This is a genomic window from Geobacillus sp. YHL, from assembly GCF_022341265.1.
Classification (GTDB): Bacteria; Bacillota; Bacilli; order Bacillales; family Anoxybacillaceae; genus Geobacillus; species Geobacillus thermoleovorans.
Genome location: NZ_JAEIGB010000017.1, coordinates 16,416 through 33,635, shown reverse-complemented (window position 1 = coordinate 33,635; position 17,220 = coordinate 16,416). Strand labels below are relative to the sequence as shown.

At 51.1% G+C, this 17,220-nt stretch carries 15 protein-coding genes and 1 riboswitch; of the genes, 13 read left to right on the top strand and 2 right to left on the bottom strand.

Translation table 11 applies throughout. From position 1 onward, the window contains the following. The first annotated feature begins 8 nt into the window (after window positions 1–8). The 4 genes from JCR24_RS13325 (at window position 9) to JCR24_RS13310 (ending at window position 4,326) form a co-directional block, all read left to right on the top strand. A complete protein-coding gene (locus JCR24_RS13325) occupies window positions 9–830 on the top strand; it encodes an ABC transporter permease (protein WP_238980779.1) in 822 nt (273 codons plus the stop codon). A 1-nt stretch (window position 831) separates the two neighbouring features. Beyond that, window positions 832–1,977, top strand: a complete 1,146-nt coding sequence (locus JCR24_RS13320) for an ABC transporter permease (RefSeq protein ID WP_238980778.1) — start codon at window positions 832–834, stop codon at window positions 1,975–1,977. Between the two features lie 211 nt (window positions 1,978–2,188). Continuing rightward, entirely contained in the window at window positions 2,189–2,872 is a 684-nt protein-coding gene (locus tag JCR24_RS13315; RefSeq protein WP_081132839.1) for an N-acetylmuramoyl-L-alanine amidase family protein, read from the top strand. 125 nt (window positions 2,873–2,997) lie between these two features. After that, on the top strand, window positions 2,998–4,326 hold the full coding sequence (locus tag JCR24_RS13310; protein ID WP_020278928.1) for a S8 family peptidase: 1,329 nt from the start codon (window positions 2,998–3,000) through the stop codon (window positions 4,324–4,326). Between the two features lie 17 nt (window positions 4,327–4,343). Here the strand turns inward: JCR24_RS13310 and ltaS are convergent, their stop codons facing one another. After that, on the bottom strand, window positions 4,344–6,299 hold the full coding sequence (ltaS, locus tag JCR24_RS13305) for a lipoteichoic acid synthase (protein WP_238980777.1): 1,956 nt from the start codon (window positions 6,297–6,299) through the stop codon (window positions 4,344–4,346). A 450-nt stretch (window positions 6,300–6,749) separates the two neighbouring features. On the opposite strand from ltaS, the gene JCR24_RS13300 reads away from it, so the two are divergent. The 8 genes from JCR24_RS13300 (at window position 6,750) to JCR24_RS13265 (ending at window position 14,835) form a co-directional block, all read left to right on the top strand. Beyond that, window positions 6,750–8,087, top strand: a complete 1,338-nt coding sequence (locus JCR24_RS13300; protein WP_119877685.1) for a TrkH family potassium uptake protein — start codon at window positions 6,750–6,752, stop codon at window positions 8,085–8,087. Window positions 8,088–8,237: 150 nt separating this feature from the next. Beyond that, window positions 8,238–8,377, top strand: a riboswitch (cyclic di-AMP (ydaO/yuaA leader). Between the two features lie 94 nt (window positions 8,378–8,471). Beyond that, window positions 8,472–10,307, top strand: a complete 1,836-nt coding sequence (locus JCR24_RS13295; RefSeq protein ID WP_238980776.1) for an APC family permease — start codon at window positions 8,472–8,474, stop codon at window positions 10,305–10,307. Between the two features lie 105 nt (window positions 10,308–10,412). Further along, window positions 10,413–11,051, top strand: a complete 639-nt coding sequence (gene ytaF, locus JCR24_RS13290) for a sporulation membrane protein YtaF (RefSeq protein WP_238980775.1) — start codon at window positions 10,413–10,415, stop codon at window positions 11,049–11,051. 67 nt (window positions 11,052–11,118) lie between these two features. Further along, window positions 11,119–12,102 (top strand): sporulation protein, encoded by a 984-nt coding sequence (locus tag JCR24_RS13285; protein ID WP_238980774.1) that lies wholly within the window; start codon window positions 11,119–11,121, stop codon window positions 12,100–12,102. Beyond that, window positions 12,065–12,241 carry a hypothetical protein gene (locus tag JCR24_RS13280; RefSeq protein WP_156100176.1) on the top strand — a complete coding sequence of 59 codons (177 nt, stop codon included), beginning with the start codon at window positions 12,065–12,067 and terminating at the stop codon, window positions 12,239–12,241. The genes JCR24_RS13285 and JCR24_RS13280 overlap by 38 nt, the downstream gene beginning before the upstream one ends. Further along, the gene (locus JCR24_RS13275; RefSeq protein WP_238980773.1) at window positions 12,234–12,737 is read left to right on the top strand and encodes a spore coat protein; all 504 of its coding nucleotides are present in this window, start codon (window positions 12,234–12,236) and stop codon (window positions 12,735–12,737) included. Before JCR24_RS13280 ends, JCR24_RS13275 begins: the two co-directional genes overlap by 8 nt. Window positions 12,738–12,891: 154 nt before the next feature. After that, window positions 12,892–13,830, top strand: a complete 939-nt coding sequence (locus JCR24_RS13270; protein ID WP_238980772.1) for an ROK family protein — start codon at window positions 12,892–12,894, stop codon at window positions 13,828–13,830. Window positions 13,831–14,013: 183 nt separating this feature from the next. After that, window positions 14,014–14,835, top strand: coding sequence for an undecaprenyl-diphosphate phosphatase (locus JCR24_RS13265; protein ID WP_013144033.1), 822 nt, complete (start codon window positions 14,014–14,016; stop codon window positions 14,833–14,835). 302 nt (window positions 14,836–15,137) lie between these two features. Here JCR24_RS13265 and JCR24_RS13260 read toward each other — a convergent pair whose 3' ends face one another. Then, entirely contained in the window at window positions 15,138–16,211 is a 1,074-nt protein-coding gene (locus JCR24_RS13260) for an undecaprenyldiphospho-muramoylpentapeptide beta-N-acetylglucosaminyltransferase (RefSeq protein WP_238980771.1), read from the bottom strand. A 273-nt stretch (window positions 16,212–16,484) separates the two neighbouring features. Here JCR24_RS13260 and JCR24_RS13255 point away from each other — a divergent pair, with 273 nt between their 5' ends. Beyond that, complete coding sequence (locus JCR24_RS13255; RefSeq protein WP_015373786.1) at window positions 16,485–17,213, top strand: polysaccharide deacetylase family protein; 729 nt, start codon at window positions 16,485–16,487, stop codon at window positions 17,211–17,213. Window positions 17,214–17,220 lie beyond the last annotated feature (7 nt).

The following is a 17,220-nucleotide window of genomic DNA, read 5'->3' as shown; positions in this document are numbered from 1 at the left end:
CGAAAGCGGTGCAGGAAGGAAAAGCGGATGGATACATTGAGATCGGCCCGCATGGAGTGGAGTTGTACACCAATGAGCGCAACAAGATCAAAGGAAGCATTGTAGAGGGGGTGATGGCCGCGTTTGTCGGCCGATGCCAGCTGGCGATGGCCGTTTCCGAGGTGAAGCCTGGTTTTGTTCCATCCAATAAACATGTGCATGATGAGTATATTCAAGAACGGTCGCTGCATTCCAAGCGCAAACCGGGAGCGATGGATTATTATGCGGTGGCGATGACAACGATGATTGCTTTATACAGCGCATTGCCGGGCAGTTCGTTGCTGCGGGGGGAGCGGACGCGGAAGACGGCTGATCGCCTTTTGGCTGCTCCTGTTCGCAAAAGCGAGATTTTTATTGGAAAGCTGACCGGGAACGTGGCGGCGAATTTTCTTTGTGTTGCGGTCGTCATGTTGTTCAGCCAATGGGTGCTTCATGCCGATTGGGGGCATCACGTAAGCCTCGTATGGTTGCTTATGTTGACCGAGGTGGTATTGGCCATCAGCTTTGGTCTAGGGATGAGCTATATGGCAAGGACGGAAGGAGCGGCGCGAACGATTGCGATGGTGATCATTCAGCTGTCTTCCTTTTTCGGCGGCGCTTATTTTCCGATCGATGAAACAGCATGGTATGCTCATTTGTCTCCGCTTTCTTGGATGAATGACACGATTTTCAAAATCGTGTACGCGAACGATTTGTCAAGCGTCGTTCCCACTATGCTGCTGAATATCAGTATAGCGGCGTTGTTTTTGATGATCGCTGTCGCGTCGATGGCGAGACGGGAGGGATTATAAGGTGAATGACGTCATCTGGTTGGTGAGATATACGTTAAAGCGAACGTTTCGTCGGAAAATCAATTTTTTGCTCTATTTCGGCACCCCTTTGGCCGCGATTCTGTTGTCCTTGTTTGCTTACGGAAGCTCCCCGGCCAAGGATGTGCGCATCGGGGTGGTCAATGAGGATCATGGGCGGGTTGCCGATGATGCGATCCGTTTTCTGAAACAGATTGATCATCTATCGGTGAAAAGCGTCAAGTTGTCAGCGGTGGACGACCAAATCACCTCGCAAAAGGTGGATGGCGTGCTCATTTTCCCCCAAGGGTTTTCCGAAAGCGTTCAGCACGGCCAGCCCCGGCCGATCCAACTCGTCTCGCTCAAGGGAGCGGAAATCACGATGTTCATCAAGTCGTACTTGCATGAATACATCGATCATCTGGCGACATTGGGGCGATTGGCCAATGGGGATCGCGATCTCTTTTGGAAGATGTATGAACGGTATCAACAGGCGCCGTTCCGCTTGTCTGTTCACTCGCTGTCCGACACAGCCAAACAAAAAGGGGTCACGTATCAAACGATCGGGTATTTGGTCATGATTATGTTGATGTCAGCGGGAAATTTGACGGAGATCATCATCAAAGAAAAAGAAGAGCGCACCTATTCTCGTTTATTGACGACGCCGATTCAGGCGAGAACGTATGTGTTATCGAATATCGTGGTGAATTTGTTGATGATGGCGGCACAAATCATCGTAACAATCGTGGCCATGAAGAACATCTTTCATATTGATCCTAATATTTCGATGTGGCAAATGGCCCTAGTGCTCCTGCTTTTCTCTTTATCCGCGATCGGCTTGTCTTTGATTACCGTGATGTTTGCGAACAGCTCTGCTTCCGCCGGGGCGCTGCAGCCCTTAGTCACGGTGCCGACATGCATGCTGGCCGGTTGTTTCTGGCCTGTTGAGCTGATGCCGGAATTTTTGCAAAAAGCGGCGTATTTTATACCGCAGCGGTGGGCGCTCGATTGTTTGGTAAAGCTGCAGGAGGGGCGCTCTTTCGGAAGTTTGTATTGGCATCTGTTGATTCTTCTCGCCTTTGCGCTGACCTTTTTCCTTCTGGCTGTTTACAAGTTCAGTCGAAGCCAACAGAGTGGACAATTTATATAATGCCCAGCGGTCTATGTTTTCTTGTACGGCTGTGTGGGGGGGCTTTCATCATATCGAACAAGTCGATCAGCGGAAATGTCAGGTGCAGTCGTTTTTTTGACTGCGCCTTATTTGTTGGCCTTGGGGAAGTATCTATGGCATTTTGGAGTGCCACGCTTATGCTAACAGTGCCATATTCCGAAACGACGAAGGATGTGAAAGGAGAAGAAAGATGGTTAAAATTTTTCTCGATCCAGGTCACGGTGGGAACGATGCCGGCGCGGTCGGCAACGGGTTGTTGGAAAAAGACATTACGTTGTTTATCGCTCTTGAAATCAACCGTCTGCTGCAAAATGAGTATGAAGGAGTTTCCGTGCAGCTAAGCCGAACAAAAGATGAAACGGTGTCACTTGATGAGCGGACGGACCGGGCCAATCAATGGGGGGCGGATGTATACGTCGCGATTCACGTGAATGCCGGTGGCGGCACGGGGTATGAAGATTATATTTATGATCGGCTCGATGACGATTCGGCAACAGCCCGCATCCGTGATGCCATTCACGAAGAAGTCGTCAAAGCTACAGGATTTCGCGACCGCGGGAAAAAGAAAGCAAACTTCCATGTGCTGCGCGAAACAGCGATGCCGGCGGTGCTCACGGAGAACGGATTTATTGATCGAAAAGAGGATGCAGAAAAATTGAATGACACCCAGTTTTTGCGAACAGTCGCCCGTGGGCACGTAAACGGAATTGCACGGGCATTGGATCTGACAAAAAAATCAAACCTCTCTTTAACTCGTGTGACGGTGGATGGAACGCAAGTCGGGGCATTTGCGGAGAAGGAAAATGTGTTGCGCCAAGTGGAGCGTTATTTAGGAAAAGCAAAATACATTGTGTTGGAGCGGATTGGAATGTAAATAAGAAAGGCTTGCCTAGTTTTCGCTGGGCGAGCTTTTTGTTTGTTTGTCTTGGTGAGCTCGCCGCTTCTTTCGCGATCTTTCCCTCATATGAGTATAGCGAAACACGCAAGGAGGGGAAGAATGTGTTCACCTATTCGATCGTGCAGCTCGCTCGCCGCCATGCAGCGCGGCTTGACCGTCCGCTTCGTCATGCGCTTGTGAATATGTATAAGCCGATGACACGAATGCCGTGCATTTTTCACCGCTGGATGGAGCAGTGGTTGCGAAAATGGAGGACCGTTTCTGTTTTGATCGAGGTTGAAGGCACAGAGGGCATTGAGGCGCTGGCCAAAGCGGAGCGGGATCATTTCCGCATGAAACTGCATCACCATTTCCGCCATGTCCCGCTATGGAGCGCACGGGTGACTCCGGCAGCGATTGAGCAGCTGCTCGAGCATCCGAAAGTGAAAAAAGTGTACCTCAATCGGCAGGTCAAGGCGCTGTTAAACAATGCAGTCCCATCGGCCAATGCTAAACATGTGGCTGTCAACGGAACGGAGTTAAGCGGAAAAGGAGTGACGATCGCCATTGTCGACACAGGCATTTACCCGCACCCGGACTTGGAGGGGAGGATTGCCGCCTTTGTCGATTTTGTCAATGGGCGCACAACCCCGTATGATGACAACGGCCACGGTACGCATTGCGCCGGCGATGCGGCCGGAAACGGGCGCATGTCGGACGGGCTGTATGCCGGACCGGCGTATGAGGCAAGCCTCATTGGTATCAAGGTGCTCGACCGTTCGGGAAGCGGGACGCTCGAGACGATCATACGCGGCATTGAGTGGTGCATTGATTACAATAAGAAAAACTCGGCCAAGCGAATCCATATTATTTCCTTATCGCTTGGAGGGGAGCCGCAGCCGTTTCCGATAGAAAATGATGATCCGCTCGTGCAAGTCGCGGAGCGGGCGTGGGAGCAGGGCATTGTCGTCTGTGCGGCGGCAGGGAATGAAGGGCCGAATTATGGGACGATTTCAAGCCCGGGCATTAGCGACCGCATCATTACCGTCGGTGCTCTTGACGATCATGATACGGCGGCAACGCGCGCCGACGATGAGGTGGCGTCGTTTTCGAGCCGAGGGCCGACCGAGTATGGGGTGACAAAACCGGATCTCGTCGTTCCCGGGGTCAACATTATATCGCTTCGCGCCCCGCGTTCATTTCTTGACAAGATGAATAAGCAAAGCCGGGTCGGTGACCATTATATATCGATGTCCGGTACATCGATGGCGACGCCGATTTGCGCCGGCATTGTCGCGTTGATGCTTCAGGCCAAACCAAATGCAACGCCGGATGAAATCAAGCAGGCGTTAAAAGACGGCGCCGATTTGTGGAAAGGGCGCGACCCGAACGTATATGGGGCGGGTTACGTGAATGCGAAGCGGGCCATTGAGCAACTGCTGCAGCGCTAGAAAAAAGAGGGAGGCGATCATTGATCGCTTCCCTCTTCACGGTTATTGTAATCATATTTTGACGGATCGACCGGCTTGAAGCCTTTCGGTGTATAGAACCGGAGCAAATCGCCGTAGACGACTTTATCCGATAGGTCAAGCTTCGTACGGACGATTTGTTCGAGCCGCTGAATTTCCGGCGTGCTTTCAAGAGGTTCGCCTGTTTTCGTGTCATAGTACTTGCCGTTGACCGCTGTCACCTTCGGCGTGACAAAGTCGCCGTTGCGGAACGGAACGATTTCTTGATGTTCAGGTGACAGCAAATCCGTTCCAAAATGGACGTAATTTTTTGTATCAATGCCCAGCAGGTGCAAGACCGTCGGCAACAAATCGATTTGGCCGCCAAACTCGTGCATGACGCCGCCTTTTATGCCCGGCACGTGGATGAACAGCGGCACCCGCTGCAATTGCGCATGTTCATACGGCGTAATTTCTTTTCCTAAAATTTGCGCCATGGCTTTGTTATGGTTTTCCGAAATGCCGTAATGGTCGCCGTACAAAATGATGACCGAGCGGTCGTACAGACCCGATTTTTTCAAGTAGTCAAAGAACTCTTTCACTGCTTCGTCCAAATAGCGTGCCGTTTGGAAATACTGGTCGACCGAGCCGTCGCCTGTCGTCGCCGGCGGGATCGTCGCATCTTCCTCGCTGATCGGGTACGGGAAGTGGTTCGACAGCGTAATAAATTTCACATAGAACGGTTCTTTTAATGTTTCTAACAGCGGGATCGACTCCCGGAAAAACGGTTTGTCTTTCAGGCCGTAGTTCAACACGTCCTTATCGTTCATATCGTAGTAGCTGGCGTCAAAGAAATGGTCAAAGCCGAACGACTTGTAAATTTCATCGCGGTTCCAGAACGTTTTGTAGTTGCCGTGGAAGACGGCGCTTGTATAGCCGTATTGGTGCAAAATGGCCGGAGCCGCCTGATACGTGTTTTGTCCTTTCGTCGTAAAGACAGCGCCTTGCGGCAAGCCAAACAGCGAGTTTTCGAGCATAAACTCCGCATCCGACGTTTTCCCTTGTCCTGTTTGATGGAAGAAGTTATCGAAATAGAACGTGTTCGGATCGCGGGTGAGCGAGTTTAAGAACGGGGTGACTTCTTCACCGTTCAACTTATAGTTAATCACAAAGTTTTGCAGCGACTCTAAATGAATGTAAATGACGTTTTTCCCTTTCGCCACGCCGAAATATTTCGGGTTCGGTTTGGCATACGTCGCCTGCACATAGTTCAGCACAGTCGTGATGTCGCTTTTGTTTGCGAACGCCCGCTGCGTCGATGATTTCATGCTTTGGAATGCATCGTAAATCAAATAGTTGTACACGCCTAAATATTTGACGATATAGTTGCGGTCGAACGTTCTTGTCAAGAGCTGCGGGCGGTCGGTCTCAGCGAGCGCCAAGTTGATGCTGAACATAAGAATGGCCGAAGCGAAAATGGCGCCTTTTTTGAATCGGCCGGCCTGCACTTCCGGGAGCGAGAATCGCTTCGAGAAAACGATCACCGCCAAAATGATCGTATCCAAGAAATAGAACACGTCATACCAGTGGAGCAACTCCCAAATGCTTCTGCCGAGATCGCCGAAGTTTTTCGTTTGCGTCAACGTCGGGAATGTAATAAAATCGCTGAAAAAACGATAATAAACGATATTGGCGTATAGAATGAACGATAAAACGAAATTAATAATAATGAGCCATTTGTACACACGCGTTTCCTTGGCCAACAGCGCCAACCCAAGGAAGAATACCGCCGAGCTGATCGGGTTGATGAACAATAAAAACTCCTGCATGGAGTTGCTGATGCCAAGGTTAAATTCCGCTAAATAGGCGGCGTACGTCTTCAACCAAAATAAGAGCACGGCAAAAATAAAAAAGCCAATGTATTGGTTAGGGAGAGAACGACATTTTTTCAACCATTTTTCCCAAATTGCCTTCACGTCCTCTTCTCCTCCTTTGCCTCGTATTCTTAACGATGCTTCTATGTTTATATCAACAGCCGTTGCCCACAGCAACAAACGTTTTATTCTTACATGATTTTACATCGGAACGTCTCCATGTCAAGTAGCATAATACGTCTGTTGCCAAAAGTCAATGGAATGTTTTTATGGGACTGGCGCAAGCCCCCTTCCGCGCTTCAATGCCTGTGTGGTCCCAGTCGGACTGCCATTTGCCATTCATATAGACGAACGGAGACGGAAAAGGTTTCAATGCATCCACATTCTTGAAGTCGGTGGCCATGCCCTTTATCCATTTTATTATGCAGAAAGAATATTATGATGAAAATGGTTTAGAGTACCCGAACAAGCTTGTTTTTGGTATATTTTTTCTATGCATCATCCACAACTATAAAGAGGCGATTATGTGAGCGAGGGGGAAGGGATGGGGCTTTGAATGCGAACCGTAAATTTTTCGATCCGCCGAAAGTATTAGTGTCCGGCTTTGCCTTGATTATTTTGGTTGGAGCTTTCTTGTTGATGCTGCCGACGGCGACCGTTGACGGAAAAGGACTTCCGTTTTTAGACGCCTTGTTTACAGCGACTTCCGCGACGTGCGTAACCGGACTTGTCGTCGTCGACACCGGGACGACGTTCACGTTGTTCGGCCAGCTGGTCATTTTAGCGCTGATCCAAGTGGGCGGGCTTGGATTTATGACATTTGCTACGTTGTTTGCCTTTTTGCTCGGCAAGCGGATTTCCTTGAAAGAGCGGTTGTTGCTGCAAGAGGCGCTCAATCAGCTGAGCATCGAAGGGATTGTTCGGCTCGTGAAACGCATTCTCGTTTTTACCGTCGTCATTGAGGGCATCGGCGGATTGCTGTTGGCGATTCGTTTCTCGTTCGATATGCCGTTTTGGAAAGCCGTGTACTTTGGGTTCTTTCATGCGATTTCCAACTTTAACAACGCCGGCTTTGACTTGATGGGCGAGTTTCGCAGTTTGACCGGCTATGTGGAAGATCCGGTCGTGAGCCTTGTCGTGCCGATTTTAATTATACTGGGCGGCATCGGATTTATTGTCATGAATGAAGTGTATGAGTACCGGCAAACACGGCGGCTGTCTCTTCATACGAAGGTGGTGGTGATCACGACGGCATGGCTGGTGTTGGCCAGCATGGCGCTGATATTGCTGCTGGAGTGGAACAATCCGAAGACGATGGGGCCGCTGTCGCTCTCAGGCAAGTTTTTGTCCGCGTTTTACCAAGCGGTCACTCCGAGAACGGCGGGCTCGAATACGCTTAACATCCCGGATTTGACGCAACCGACGCTGTTTTTGATCGTGTTTCTCATGTTTGTCGGCGCTTCCCCGGGTTCGACGGGCGGAGGAATCAAAACAACGACCTTTACGACGTTGCTCGGCGCGGTTTGGTCGCAAATCCGCGGGAAAGAGGATGTCATTTTATTTCGGAAACGGATCGTGTACGATACGGTGTACAAGTCGCTGACCGTGACAATGAGCGGGCTGTTTATCGTCATGTTTGTGACGATGGTGCTGACGATCACCGAGCGCGGAAAAGACTTTCTCATGATTTTATTCGAAGCGACGTCGGCGTTTGGAACCGTCGGGCTGTCGATGGGACTGACTCCGGAGTTGTCTCCGCTCGGAAAGGTGATCATTGCCTTGACGATGTTTGCCGGCCGCGTCGGCCCGTTGACGATCGCGTACGCGGTCACGCTGCGCCGTCAGCCCGATCCGTTCCGCTATCCGAAAGGGAAAATGATGATTGGATGAGTGAAAAACAGAAAAATGTCGGGAGCGTGAGCGAAGGGGAAATAATAAAGAAAAAATAAGCCCAAAAGCCTAAAAACTCGCTGTTTTCCTCCTTTTTCAAGGTTGGCGGAGGGACAAGAAAAGGGGTAACATATGGAAGCAACAATCACTTGATTCGATGCGCTGAATCCGGCATGGAGCGGGGGACCCAATCGTTGCAACGCTCGTTGCTAGGGGTGAATCCGAAAGGACGGGCATCTCTCCAAGCCCGAACCCGACAGCTAACCTCGCAAGCGCTTTGGGGAGGGACGAGTATGGCTTTAGAACATTTGTAGCCGTTGAGTGCGTCCTCAGCGGTTTTTTCTTTTTGAATCAACTCGAATATGCTTTGGGAGGAACGGAAGCATGGCTTCGTTAAAACGTTTGTTGATTGGGAAACCGATGGAGACAAAACGGCTCAAACATGAAAAATTGCCGAAATGGAAAGCGTTGGCCGTTTTTTCTTCCGATGCGCTGTCATCGGTGGCTTACGCGACGGAAGAAATTTTGCTTGTGCTTGCTTTATTAGGGACAAGCGTCTTTTTCTATTCGCTGCCGATCGCGGTGGCGATTTTAGTATTGCTTTTGTTAGTGACCTTGTCGTATCGGCAAATCATTTACGCGTTTCCGTCCGGCGGCGGGGCGTATGTCGTCGCCCGCGACCATTTGGGGACGAAAATTAGTTTAGTGGCCGGGGCGGCGCTGATGATCGATTATATTTTAACTGTCGCCGTCAGCATCAGCTCCGGCGTCGCCGCGCTGACATCGGCGTTTCCGGGGCTGCTGCCGTGGAAAGTGGAGCTCGCTGTCGCTCTTGTCTTGCTTTTAATGGTGCTCAATTTACGCGGCATTACCGAATCCGCAACGGTTTTCGCCTACCCGACGTATGTGTTCATTGGCTTCGTTCTTGTGATGATCGCTGTCGGCGGGTGGCAGTTGTGGCAGGAAGGATGGCATGGGTTTACGATGCATGAGCATGCTTCCACAGCTCACATGTTTGCGTCCGGTTACAGTTTGTTTATTTTGCTGCGCGCCTTTTCATCGGGATGTTCGGCGATGACTGGGGTCGAAGCGATCAGCAACGGCGTGCCGGCGTTCCGGCCAGACAGTTCAAAAAACGCCGCCATTACGATGGGATGGATGTCCACATTGCTTGGCGTGATGTTTTTAGGCATCACCGTGTTGGCGGCGGGATTCGGCGTTACTCCGACCGAGCATCAAACGGTCATTTCGCAAATCGGACGCCATGTGTTTGGGAATGGTCTTTTGTTTTACTTGTTTCAGCTGGCGACGATGGTCATTTTAGTGCTCGCGGCGAATACGAGTTTTGCCGGGTTTCCGCAGTTGACGTCGATTATGGCGAAGGACGGTTTTTTGCCGAGAAGCTTGGCGGCCCGGGGCGATCGCCTTGTGTTTTCCAATGGCATTATATTGTTGAGCGTGCTGGCGATCGCATTGATCATCGCGTTTCATGCCAAAACCCATTCGCTCATCCCGCTTTATGCGGTTGGCGTCTTTCTTTCCTTTACGATCGGCCAGAGTGGGTTGATTAAAAAATTATGGAAACGGGAAGAAGGACGGAAATTCGGCGTGCTGCTCACCGTCGGAACGGGAGCGGTGGTCACCGGGATCGTCACGCTCGTCACGATGATCGCTAAATTTACGCAGGGGGCCTGGATCGTCATCGTGGCGATTCCGTTGTTTGTCTGGATGTTCATCCGAATTCACGAGCATTACAAAAAACTGGGTGAGCAGCTGCGGTTGGACGAACGGGAGTGGCAACAGCGCGGGAAACTGTTGAAACCAAAAGTCATTATTCCCATTTCCGGCGTCAGCAAAGTGGTCGCCCAATCCGTTCAGTACGCTCGCAGCATTTCCGACGACATTACGGCACTGTCGATTATTTTCGACGAAAAAGACGAACAAAAGCTGCGGCAAAAGTGGGAGAAGTTTTATCCGGACATTCCGTTGGAAGTCATCTATTCACCGTACCGAACCATTTTGTCGCCATTATTAGAATACATCACGAAAGCGGAAAAAGAAGCAGACCGCGCGCCGGTGACAGTGCTCTTGCCGCAATTTATCGTGAAAAAATGGTGGCATACATTTTTGCATAACCAAACCGCCATCATCTTGCGCTTTTTTCTGATTATGAAAAAAGATGTCGTTATTGCGACATTGCCGTATCATTTGCGGGAATAATGTCGAGAAAAGGGGAAACATTTCCCCGGAAATCGATGCGTGTCGAATGGCAAAAAAGTCCCCTCTCCGTACGAAATTGCATATCGTACCGCAGGGGGGATTCCTATGTGGTTATGGGTGTCCATGATTTTGCTCGCTTTCAGCGTGAGCATGGACAGCTTGAGCGTAGGCATTACGTATGGAATGGGTGGTGTCCGTTTTTCCTTTTTTTCGTTGGCGCTTATTGCATGCATGTCTGGAATGATGGTGTTTGTGTCCATGAACATCGGCCGTCTGTTGGCGCTTGTTTTGCCATTGCAAGTTGAGAGAGGGCTTGCTTCGGTCATTCTCATGGCGCTTGGCGGTTGGGCGATTTATAACGTCTATAAACCAAAGGGAGACGGAAGCAAGTTTTCTATGGAGTCTGATGAAGCAGGGGAGGCTAATCGATTCAGCGGCGCTGTTCAAGTATTGAAACGGCCTGAACTTGGGGATCTTGATCGTTCAGGCACGATCAGCCAAAAAGAAGCGTTGTTGATCGGGATCGCTTTGTCGATGGATTCATTTGGCGCCGGGATCAGTTCGTCGCTTTTGCATTTCCCGCCGCTTTCGTTTTCCCTGTTGGTTGGCGTATTTACTCTCATGTTCATCCGAGTCGGCTTATCGTTGGGGTACATGGTGTCGAAAACGGGAATCATGAAAAAGGCGACAATGCTGCCTGGGGTTGTGTTGATTGTCCTAGGGTTGATCAAATTATTTCGGTGACACCATTTTGGCGGCTCGTTCGTAATTCAAATGTGAAAATAGGTTGATGAAAAAGGAGAGAGGTCCGATGTGGAAAAAGTTTTTATCGAAATTCGGCATTGGCGCTGCCAAAGTGGATCTCGTGCTGCATCGCCCTCATGTGCGCCTTGGTGAAACGTTGGAAGGGGAATTTTTGCTGGAAGGTGGTTCGGTCGCCCAACACATTCGGAACCTAGATGTCGTATTGCAATTGGAGGTGCACGCGGAAGGAAAGGCATATCGCCGAACCGCAGCGGTGATCCCGGTCGCTTCCTCGTTTACGATTCAGCCCGGTGAGCGGAAAGTGCTCCCGTTTTCGTACGCACTGCCGCTCCATTTGCCGATCAGCCGCCCAACGGTCCGTTATACGTTCGTCACCCGGCTCGATATTGCCGATGGGGCGGATGCATATGACCAAGACGCCATTCACATTTTGCCGCCGACGGCCTTGGAGCAAGTGTTTTCCGCTTTGGCCGCCCTGGGATTCCGGGAGAAAGCGACATCCGGAAGCATTACGCCGCATGGCCAGGAATTTGCGTTCTTCCCGACGAGCGAATTTCAAGGGATCGTCCAAGAAGTCGAGTTTTTTGCCCTCGTCGAGGGAGAAGGGGTGCGTTTGTATATGGAGATCGACGTCCGCCACGGCTTTGGCGGGGAACGCGAAATGAAACGGGAGCTGTTGATCACTCATGAACAGCTTCGCGATTCGGCGACGGCAGCCCGTCTGCTTCGAGAAGCCATTGAAGAGGCGGTGCGGGCGGCCGGGGCGTTCGGCCAGCTGAGCGGGCATCCATTGGCAACGCCGCATTCGCCAATCTATAGCCATCCAGTAGGCCATTATCCACCCGTCCATCATTCGCATCATGGCGGACACGGGTGGACTGGTGCCATTGGTGGGTTTGCGGCCGGGATGCTGGCGGGAATGGTGGCGGAAGAGTTGCTTGACGATGTGATCGATGATGTCGCTGACGGGTTGGACGTGGATGATTGGTTTGATGGCGGCGATGGATTTGATGGGGGAGATTGGCTGTAATGATGATATGGAAGGTGCTTCGCATTTCGCGAAGCGCTTTTTTGCTGATGCGGATGTCTTGTACAACGGTGACCGTTTCTCCTTAGTGGGCATATACAATAAATGGAAAAATAAAACAAGGAGGAAACAAAATGAATGATACGTACGGTCATCGCCATTTGGCTTGGCATGAAACGTTGGAGTTGCATGAACTGATCGCTTTTCAAGCAAACGGGCTCATAAAAATGAAAAAGGCGGTCGGCAAAATCGACTGTCCTGAATTAAAAGGATTGTACCTTGAGACGATTCGAGGGCTGGAAACGAATTTGCGCGAGCTGCTTGCCTTCATTCCGGCGGCACCTATGATGGAAGAAAGCCGCGACCATGATGATGGCGACCGCGCCTTGCACGCTGGCGACTTGCTTGGCTTTTCAAAAACGGCAGTGCGCAATTATGCTGCTGCCATTACCGAGGCGGCGACGCCGGTGCTGCGCAAAACGTTTGTCAAACATCTGCTCAAAGCCATTGACACGCACGAAAAAGCGTTCAACTATATGTATGAACGCGGCTATTACCCGGCATATGATCTTGCCCAGCTGCTGCATAACGATGTTCGCAATGCGCAAAAGGCGTTGTCAATGGGATATGAACGATGATGATGGCGAGCCGCTCCCCGCCGAGTGGAGCGGCCTCTTTCATTGCGGCGGGGAGGAGCGGATGGACCGACGGCGAATACATAAAAGCGGAGAAACAGCTAAGCCTAATGGAGCTAGAAGAGAGGAAAGATCATAAACGAAGGAGGCGTCATCGGTGCGTTACTATATCGTTTTTGATATTGGCGGCACATATGTCAAACATGCCGTCATGAACGAGCATGGCGACTTTTTCGAAAAGGGGCGTTACCGTTCGGAGCGGCATGACTTTCATCAATTTCGCGATGACTTGCTTAACGTCGTCCGCCAGGCGCAGGCCAACTATCCACTTTCCGGCATTGCGATCAGTTCCGCAGGAAGCGTGGATAGCGACATCGGCGTCATCGGCGGAAGCAGCGCATTGCCGTGCATTCACGGCCCAAACTTTAAAGAAGTATTCGGCGGAGCGACGGGCCTGCCGGTGGAACTGGAAAATGACGCGAATTGCGCGGCGCTTGGCGAGTTATGGAAGGGGGCGGGCCGGGGCTGCCGCGACATCGCCTTTGTCATTGTCGGCACCGGCATCGGCGGAGCAATTGTGAAAGACGGACGCATCCATAAAGGCGCGCATTTGCATGGCGGAGAGTTTGGCTATATGTTGATGGATGTCCGTTATGCAAACGGAACCCTTGAATGCAAAACATGGAGTGAACTGGCGGCGACGAGTGCGCTGATCCGGATGGCGGCCGAGGAAAAAGGGATGCAAGAAAGTGAACTGGACGGGGAAAAAGTATTTGCGTTGGCAGAGGGCGGCGATGAAGCCGCGCAAAAGGCCATTGACCGGTTTTATTTTTCATTGGCCCAAGGGATTTTTAACTTGCAGTACGCATACGACCCGGAAAAAATCATTTTGGGCGGGGCCATTAGCAGCCGCCCCGATTTCGTCGACGAAATCAACAAGCGGCTTTCGGTGTTATTGTCGCTCGTTCCAATTGCCAAAGTCCAGCCAGTGGTGGAGACGTGCCAATTCAAAAACGATGCGAACTTGCTCGGCGCTTTGTATCATTACTTAGAGCGGCGCGGGGAGTTAGGGGAAGCGTCCGGCCCGTCCCATTGACTAGCAACAGGAAGTCGATGATTCTGTCTCGAAAACAAGGTCGCTGCCTAGAAAAAGCGCGGGTAGTACAAGACAAAGATTTGTAGTACAATAGAGCAGGCGCGGCCAAAAGCGGAGTGTTATTCCACCCGCTTGGCCCATATGTATAGAAAGGACGACCCCGCGCAGAAAGGATGGAAGGACATGCACTGGATGGAATTATGGAAGGCGATCATTTTAGGGATGGTCGAAGGGCTGACCGAGTTCGCCCCTGTTTCCTCGACCGGCCATATGATTATTGTCGACGATCTTTGGCTGAAATCCACAGAGTTTTTAGGCAAGTACGCGGCGAATACATTTAAAGTCGTCATTCAGCTCGGCTCGATTTTAGCCGCTGTGGTCGTGTTTAAAGACCGATTTCTCGACTTGCTTGGCGTTCGCGGCCGCCATCCGGGCGGACATCCGCGCCTTAACCTCATTCACGTCATCATTGGCCTGCTGCCGGCTGGGGTGCTCGGCGTCTTGTTTGAAGATTACATCGATGAACATTTGTTTTCGACAAAAACGGTGCTGATCGGCCTTGTGCTCGGCGCGTTGCTTATGATCGCCGCCGACAAATTCGCCAAAAAAGCCGCGCGGACGCAGACGGTCGACCAAATTACGTACAAGCAGGCGTTTTTTGTTGGTTTGATGCAATGTTTATCCTTGTGGCCCGGCTTTTCCCGCTCCGGCTCGACGATCTCTGGCGGGGTGCTTGTCGGCATGAGCCATCGCGCCGCCGCCGATTTCACGTTCATTATGGCTGTTCCGATCATGGCTGGGGCGAGCGGGCTGTCGCTGTTGAAAAACTGGCAATATGTCACCGCCGCCGATATCCCGTTTTTCATCGCCGGTTTTTTTAGCGCCTTTGTCTTCGCCTTGCTCGCGATCCGCTTTTTCCTTGAGCTCATCAACCGCATCCGCCTCGTGCCGTTTGCGGTGTATCGGATCGTGCTGGCCGTTGTCATTTATTTCTTATACTTCTAGTCGTGCCGCCTGGCGGGGTTGTTCCGCCGGGCGGTTTTCTGGTTGGGGGAAGGAAATGGAAAGAGAAAAAATTTGAATAAAAATAACCCGTAGTGCTAGCTGAGTGCTAAGACTGAGCCAGCATCACAATTCCAGTACAACATCATGAAGATATCGATCTCTTGTGCGACCATGTGTTCCGTATCAACCGTTATCGGCTTGAGCCGGTGTAAAGGAGAGAAGGCTCGTTGTGTGGTGATGAAAACAAAACGAGGCGATGCCGAAAAACGGCCCTGGTTGGCCGCATCGGGCATCGCCTGTTTTTACAAACGGGCGGTGTCTTGAATGATTGCAAGCAGCGTTTGCAGCGGATCGCTTGCGCCGGCTTTCTCCATGTTTTTTTGGTAGCGGTCTTTGTTTTCATATAGGCGGTGAATGGCGGCTTGCAGCGATTCGTTCGTTAAATCCTCTTCCATCAGCACTTCAGCATAGCCTGCTTTTTCAAACGAACGGGCGTTAAGGATTTGGTCGCCGCGGCTTGCCGCTTTCGAGAGCGGGATGAGCAGCATCGGCTTGCGCAAGGCGAGCAGTTCGAAAATGGCGTTCGCCCCGGCGCGGGAGACGACGATGTCGGCCAAGGCGAGTAAGTGGGGCAGCTCTTCGTTGACGTATTCGAACTGTTTGTATCCTTTTTGGCCTGCGAGGCTTGGGTCGATGTTTCCTTTGCCGCAAATGTGGATGATGTCAAATTCGGCAAGAAGCGTCGATAGGTTGGCGCGCAAGGCGTCGTTAATTTTTTTCGAGCCTAAGCTGCCGCCCATCGCCAGCAAGACCGGTTTTTTTCCGTCGAACTGGCACATCTTCCTCCCTTGTTCGGCGTTGCCATCCTTCAACTCTTCGCGGACGACGGCGCCCACGTAGACAGCTTTATCGGCATTGACGTATTGCTTCGTTTCCGGGAAGGTGAGGCAGATTTTTGTCGCAAACGGCATGGCGATTTTGTTTGCAAGCCCGGGGGTTAAGTCAGATTCATGGATCACCGACGGCACACCGTTCAGCCAAGCGCCGAGAATGACGGGAACGGAGACGAATCCGCCTTTTGAGAAGACGACGTCCGGTTTTTCTTTTTGGATCAGGCGGTACGCCTGCCAAACGCCTTTCAGCACGTTGAATGGATCTTTAAAGTTTTTCCAGTCAAAATAGCGGCGCAGTTTTCCAGTCGAAACCGAATAGTACGGGACGCCGTCGATGCGGCCGATAATCTCCCGTTCAATCCCTTGATGAGATCCGATGTAAACGATATCCCATCCCAGCTCTTTCAATTTCGGGATGAGGGCGACGTTGACCATCACGTGGCCGGCTGTGCCGCCGCCGGTTAAAATGATTTTTTTTCGCAATGCGGATCACCTGTCTTTTTTTAATCGCTCGTGTATCGTTATGTATTATAGCAAATTCCACCGAGCTTCGGGAGGAAACCAAGCGATGGCGGTTTTCGTATAGTAAGAAAACTGGACGGTCTGCATGAAATTTTCATGATTTTCTTTTCGATTTCTCATTTGTTTGTTATATGATAAAACACCTACATCGTGATGATCTCGAATACAGAAAATTCATTTTTCTATTTTCAGAGAGAAGAAATATTGGTAAAGTACAATCAAGAGGTGAATGCCATGTGGGCTTGGTTGTTCGTTTGTTTCATTGTGGGAATTGCCATTTATGGGATTGTACCGACGATCATCATTCGCAAAAAGCGGGTGCGTTTGTTTCGGGAGGGAACGGCATCCGATTGTCTGGCGCTGACGTTTGATGATGGCCCCGACCCGTATTATACGCCAAAGTTGCTTGATTTATTAAAGAAATATGGCGTGAAGGCGACGTTTTTCGTTGTCGGCCGCAAAGTCGAGCGCTATCCGGATATTGTGCGGCGGATGGCCGAAGAAGGCCATGAAATTGGGATTCATAATTACCGCCACATCAGCAATTGGCTGTTGCCGCCGCTTTGGTTGGATTGGGGGGTGCGCCGCGCCGCTAAGGCGATTGAGCGGGCGACGGGCCAACGCCCGGTGTATTACCGCCCGCCGTGGGGGCATTTTAACGCTTGGACGCCGATCGTGCAAAAGCGGTATACAACGGTGTTATGGTCGCATATTCTTGGCGATTGGAACGAAAAAATTGGTACAATGGAATTGTTCCGCCGCTTGCGTTCGTCCATACGCGGCGGGGCGGTGATTGTGCTTCATGACAATGGGGATGCGTTAGGTGCTGACAAACGCGCGCCAGAGCAAATGTTGTCAGCGCTCGAGCTGCTGTTTAAGGATGAAGCAGCGAAAAAGATGCGTTGGGTGACGATTACGGAACTGAGAAATGTGCAAACTAATACACAAATCTCGGCGATGTAGCGGGGGA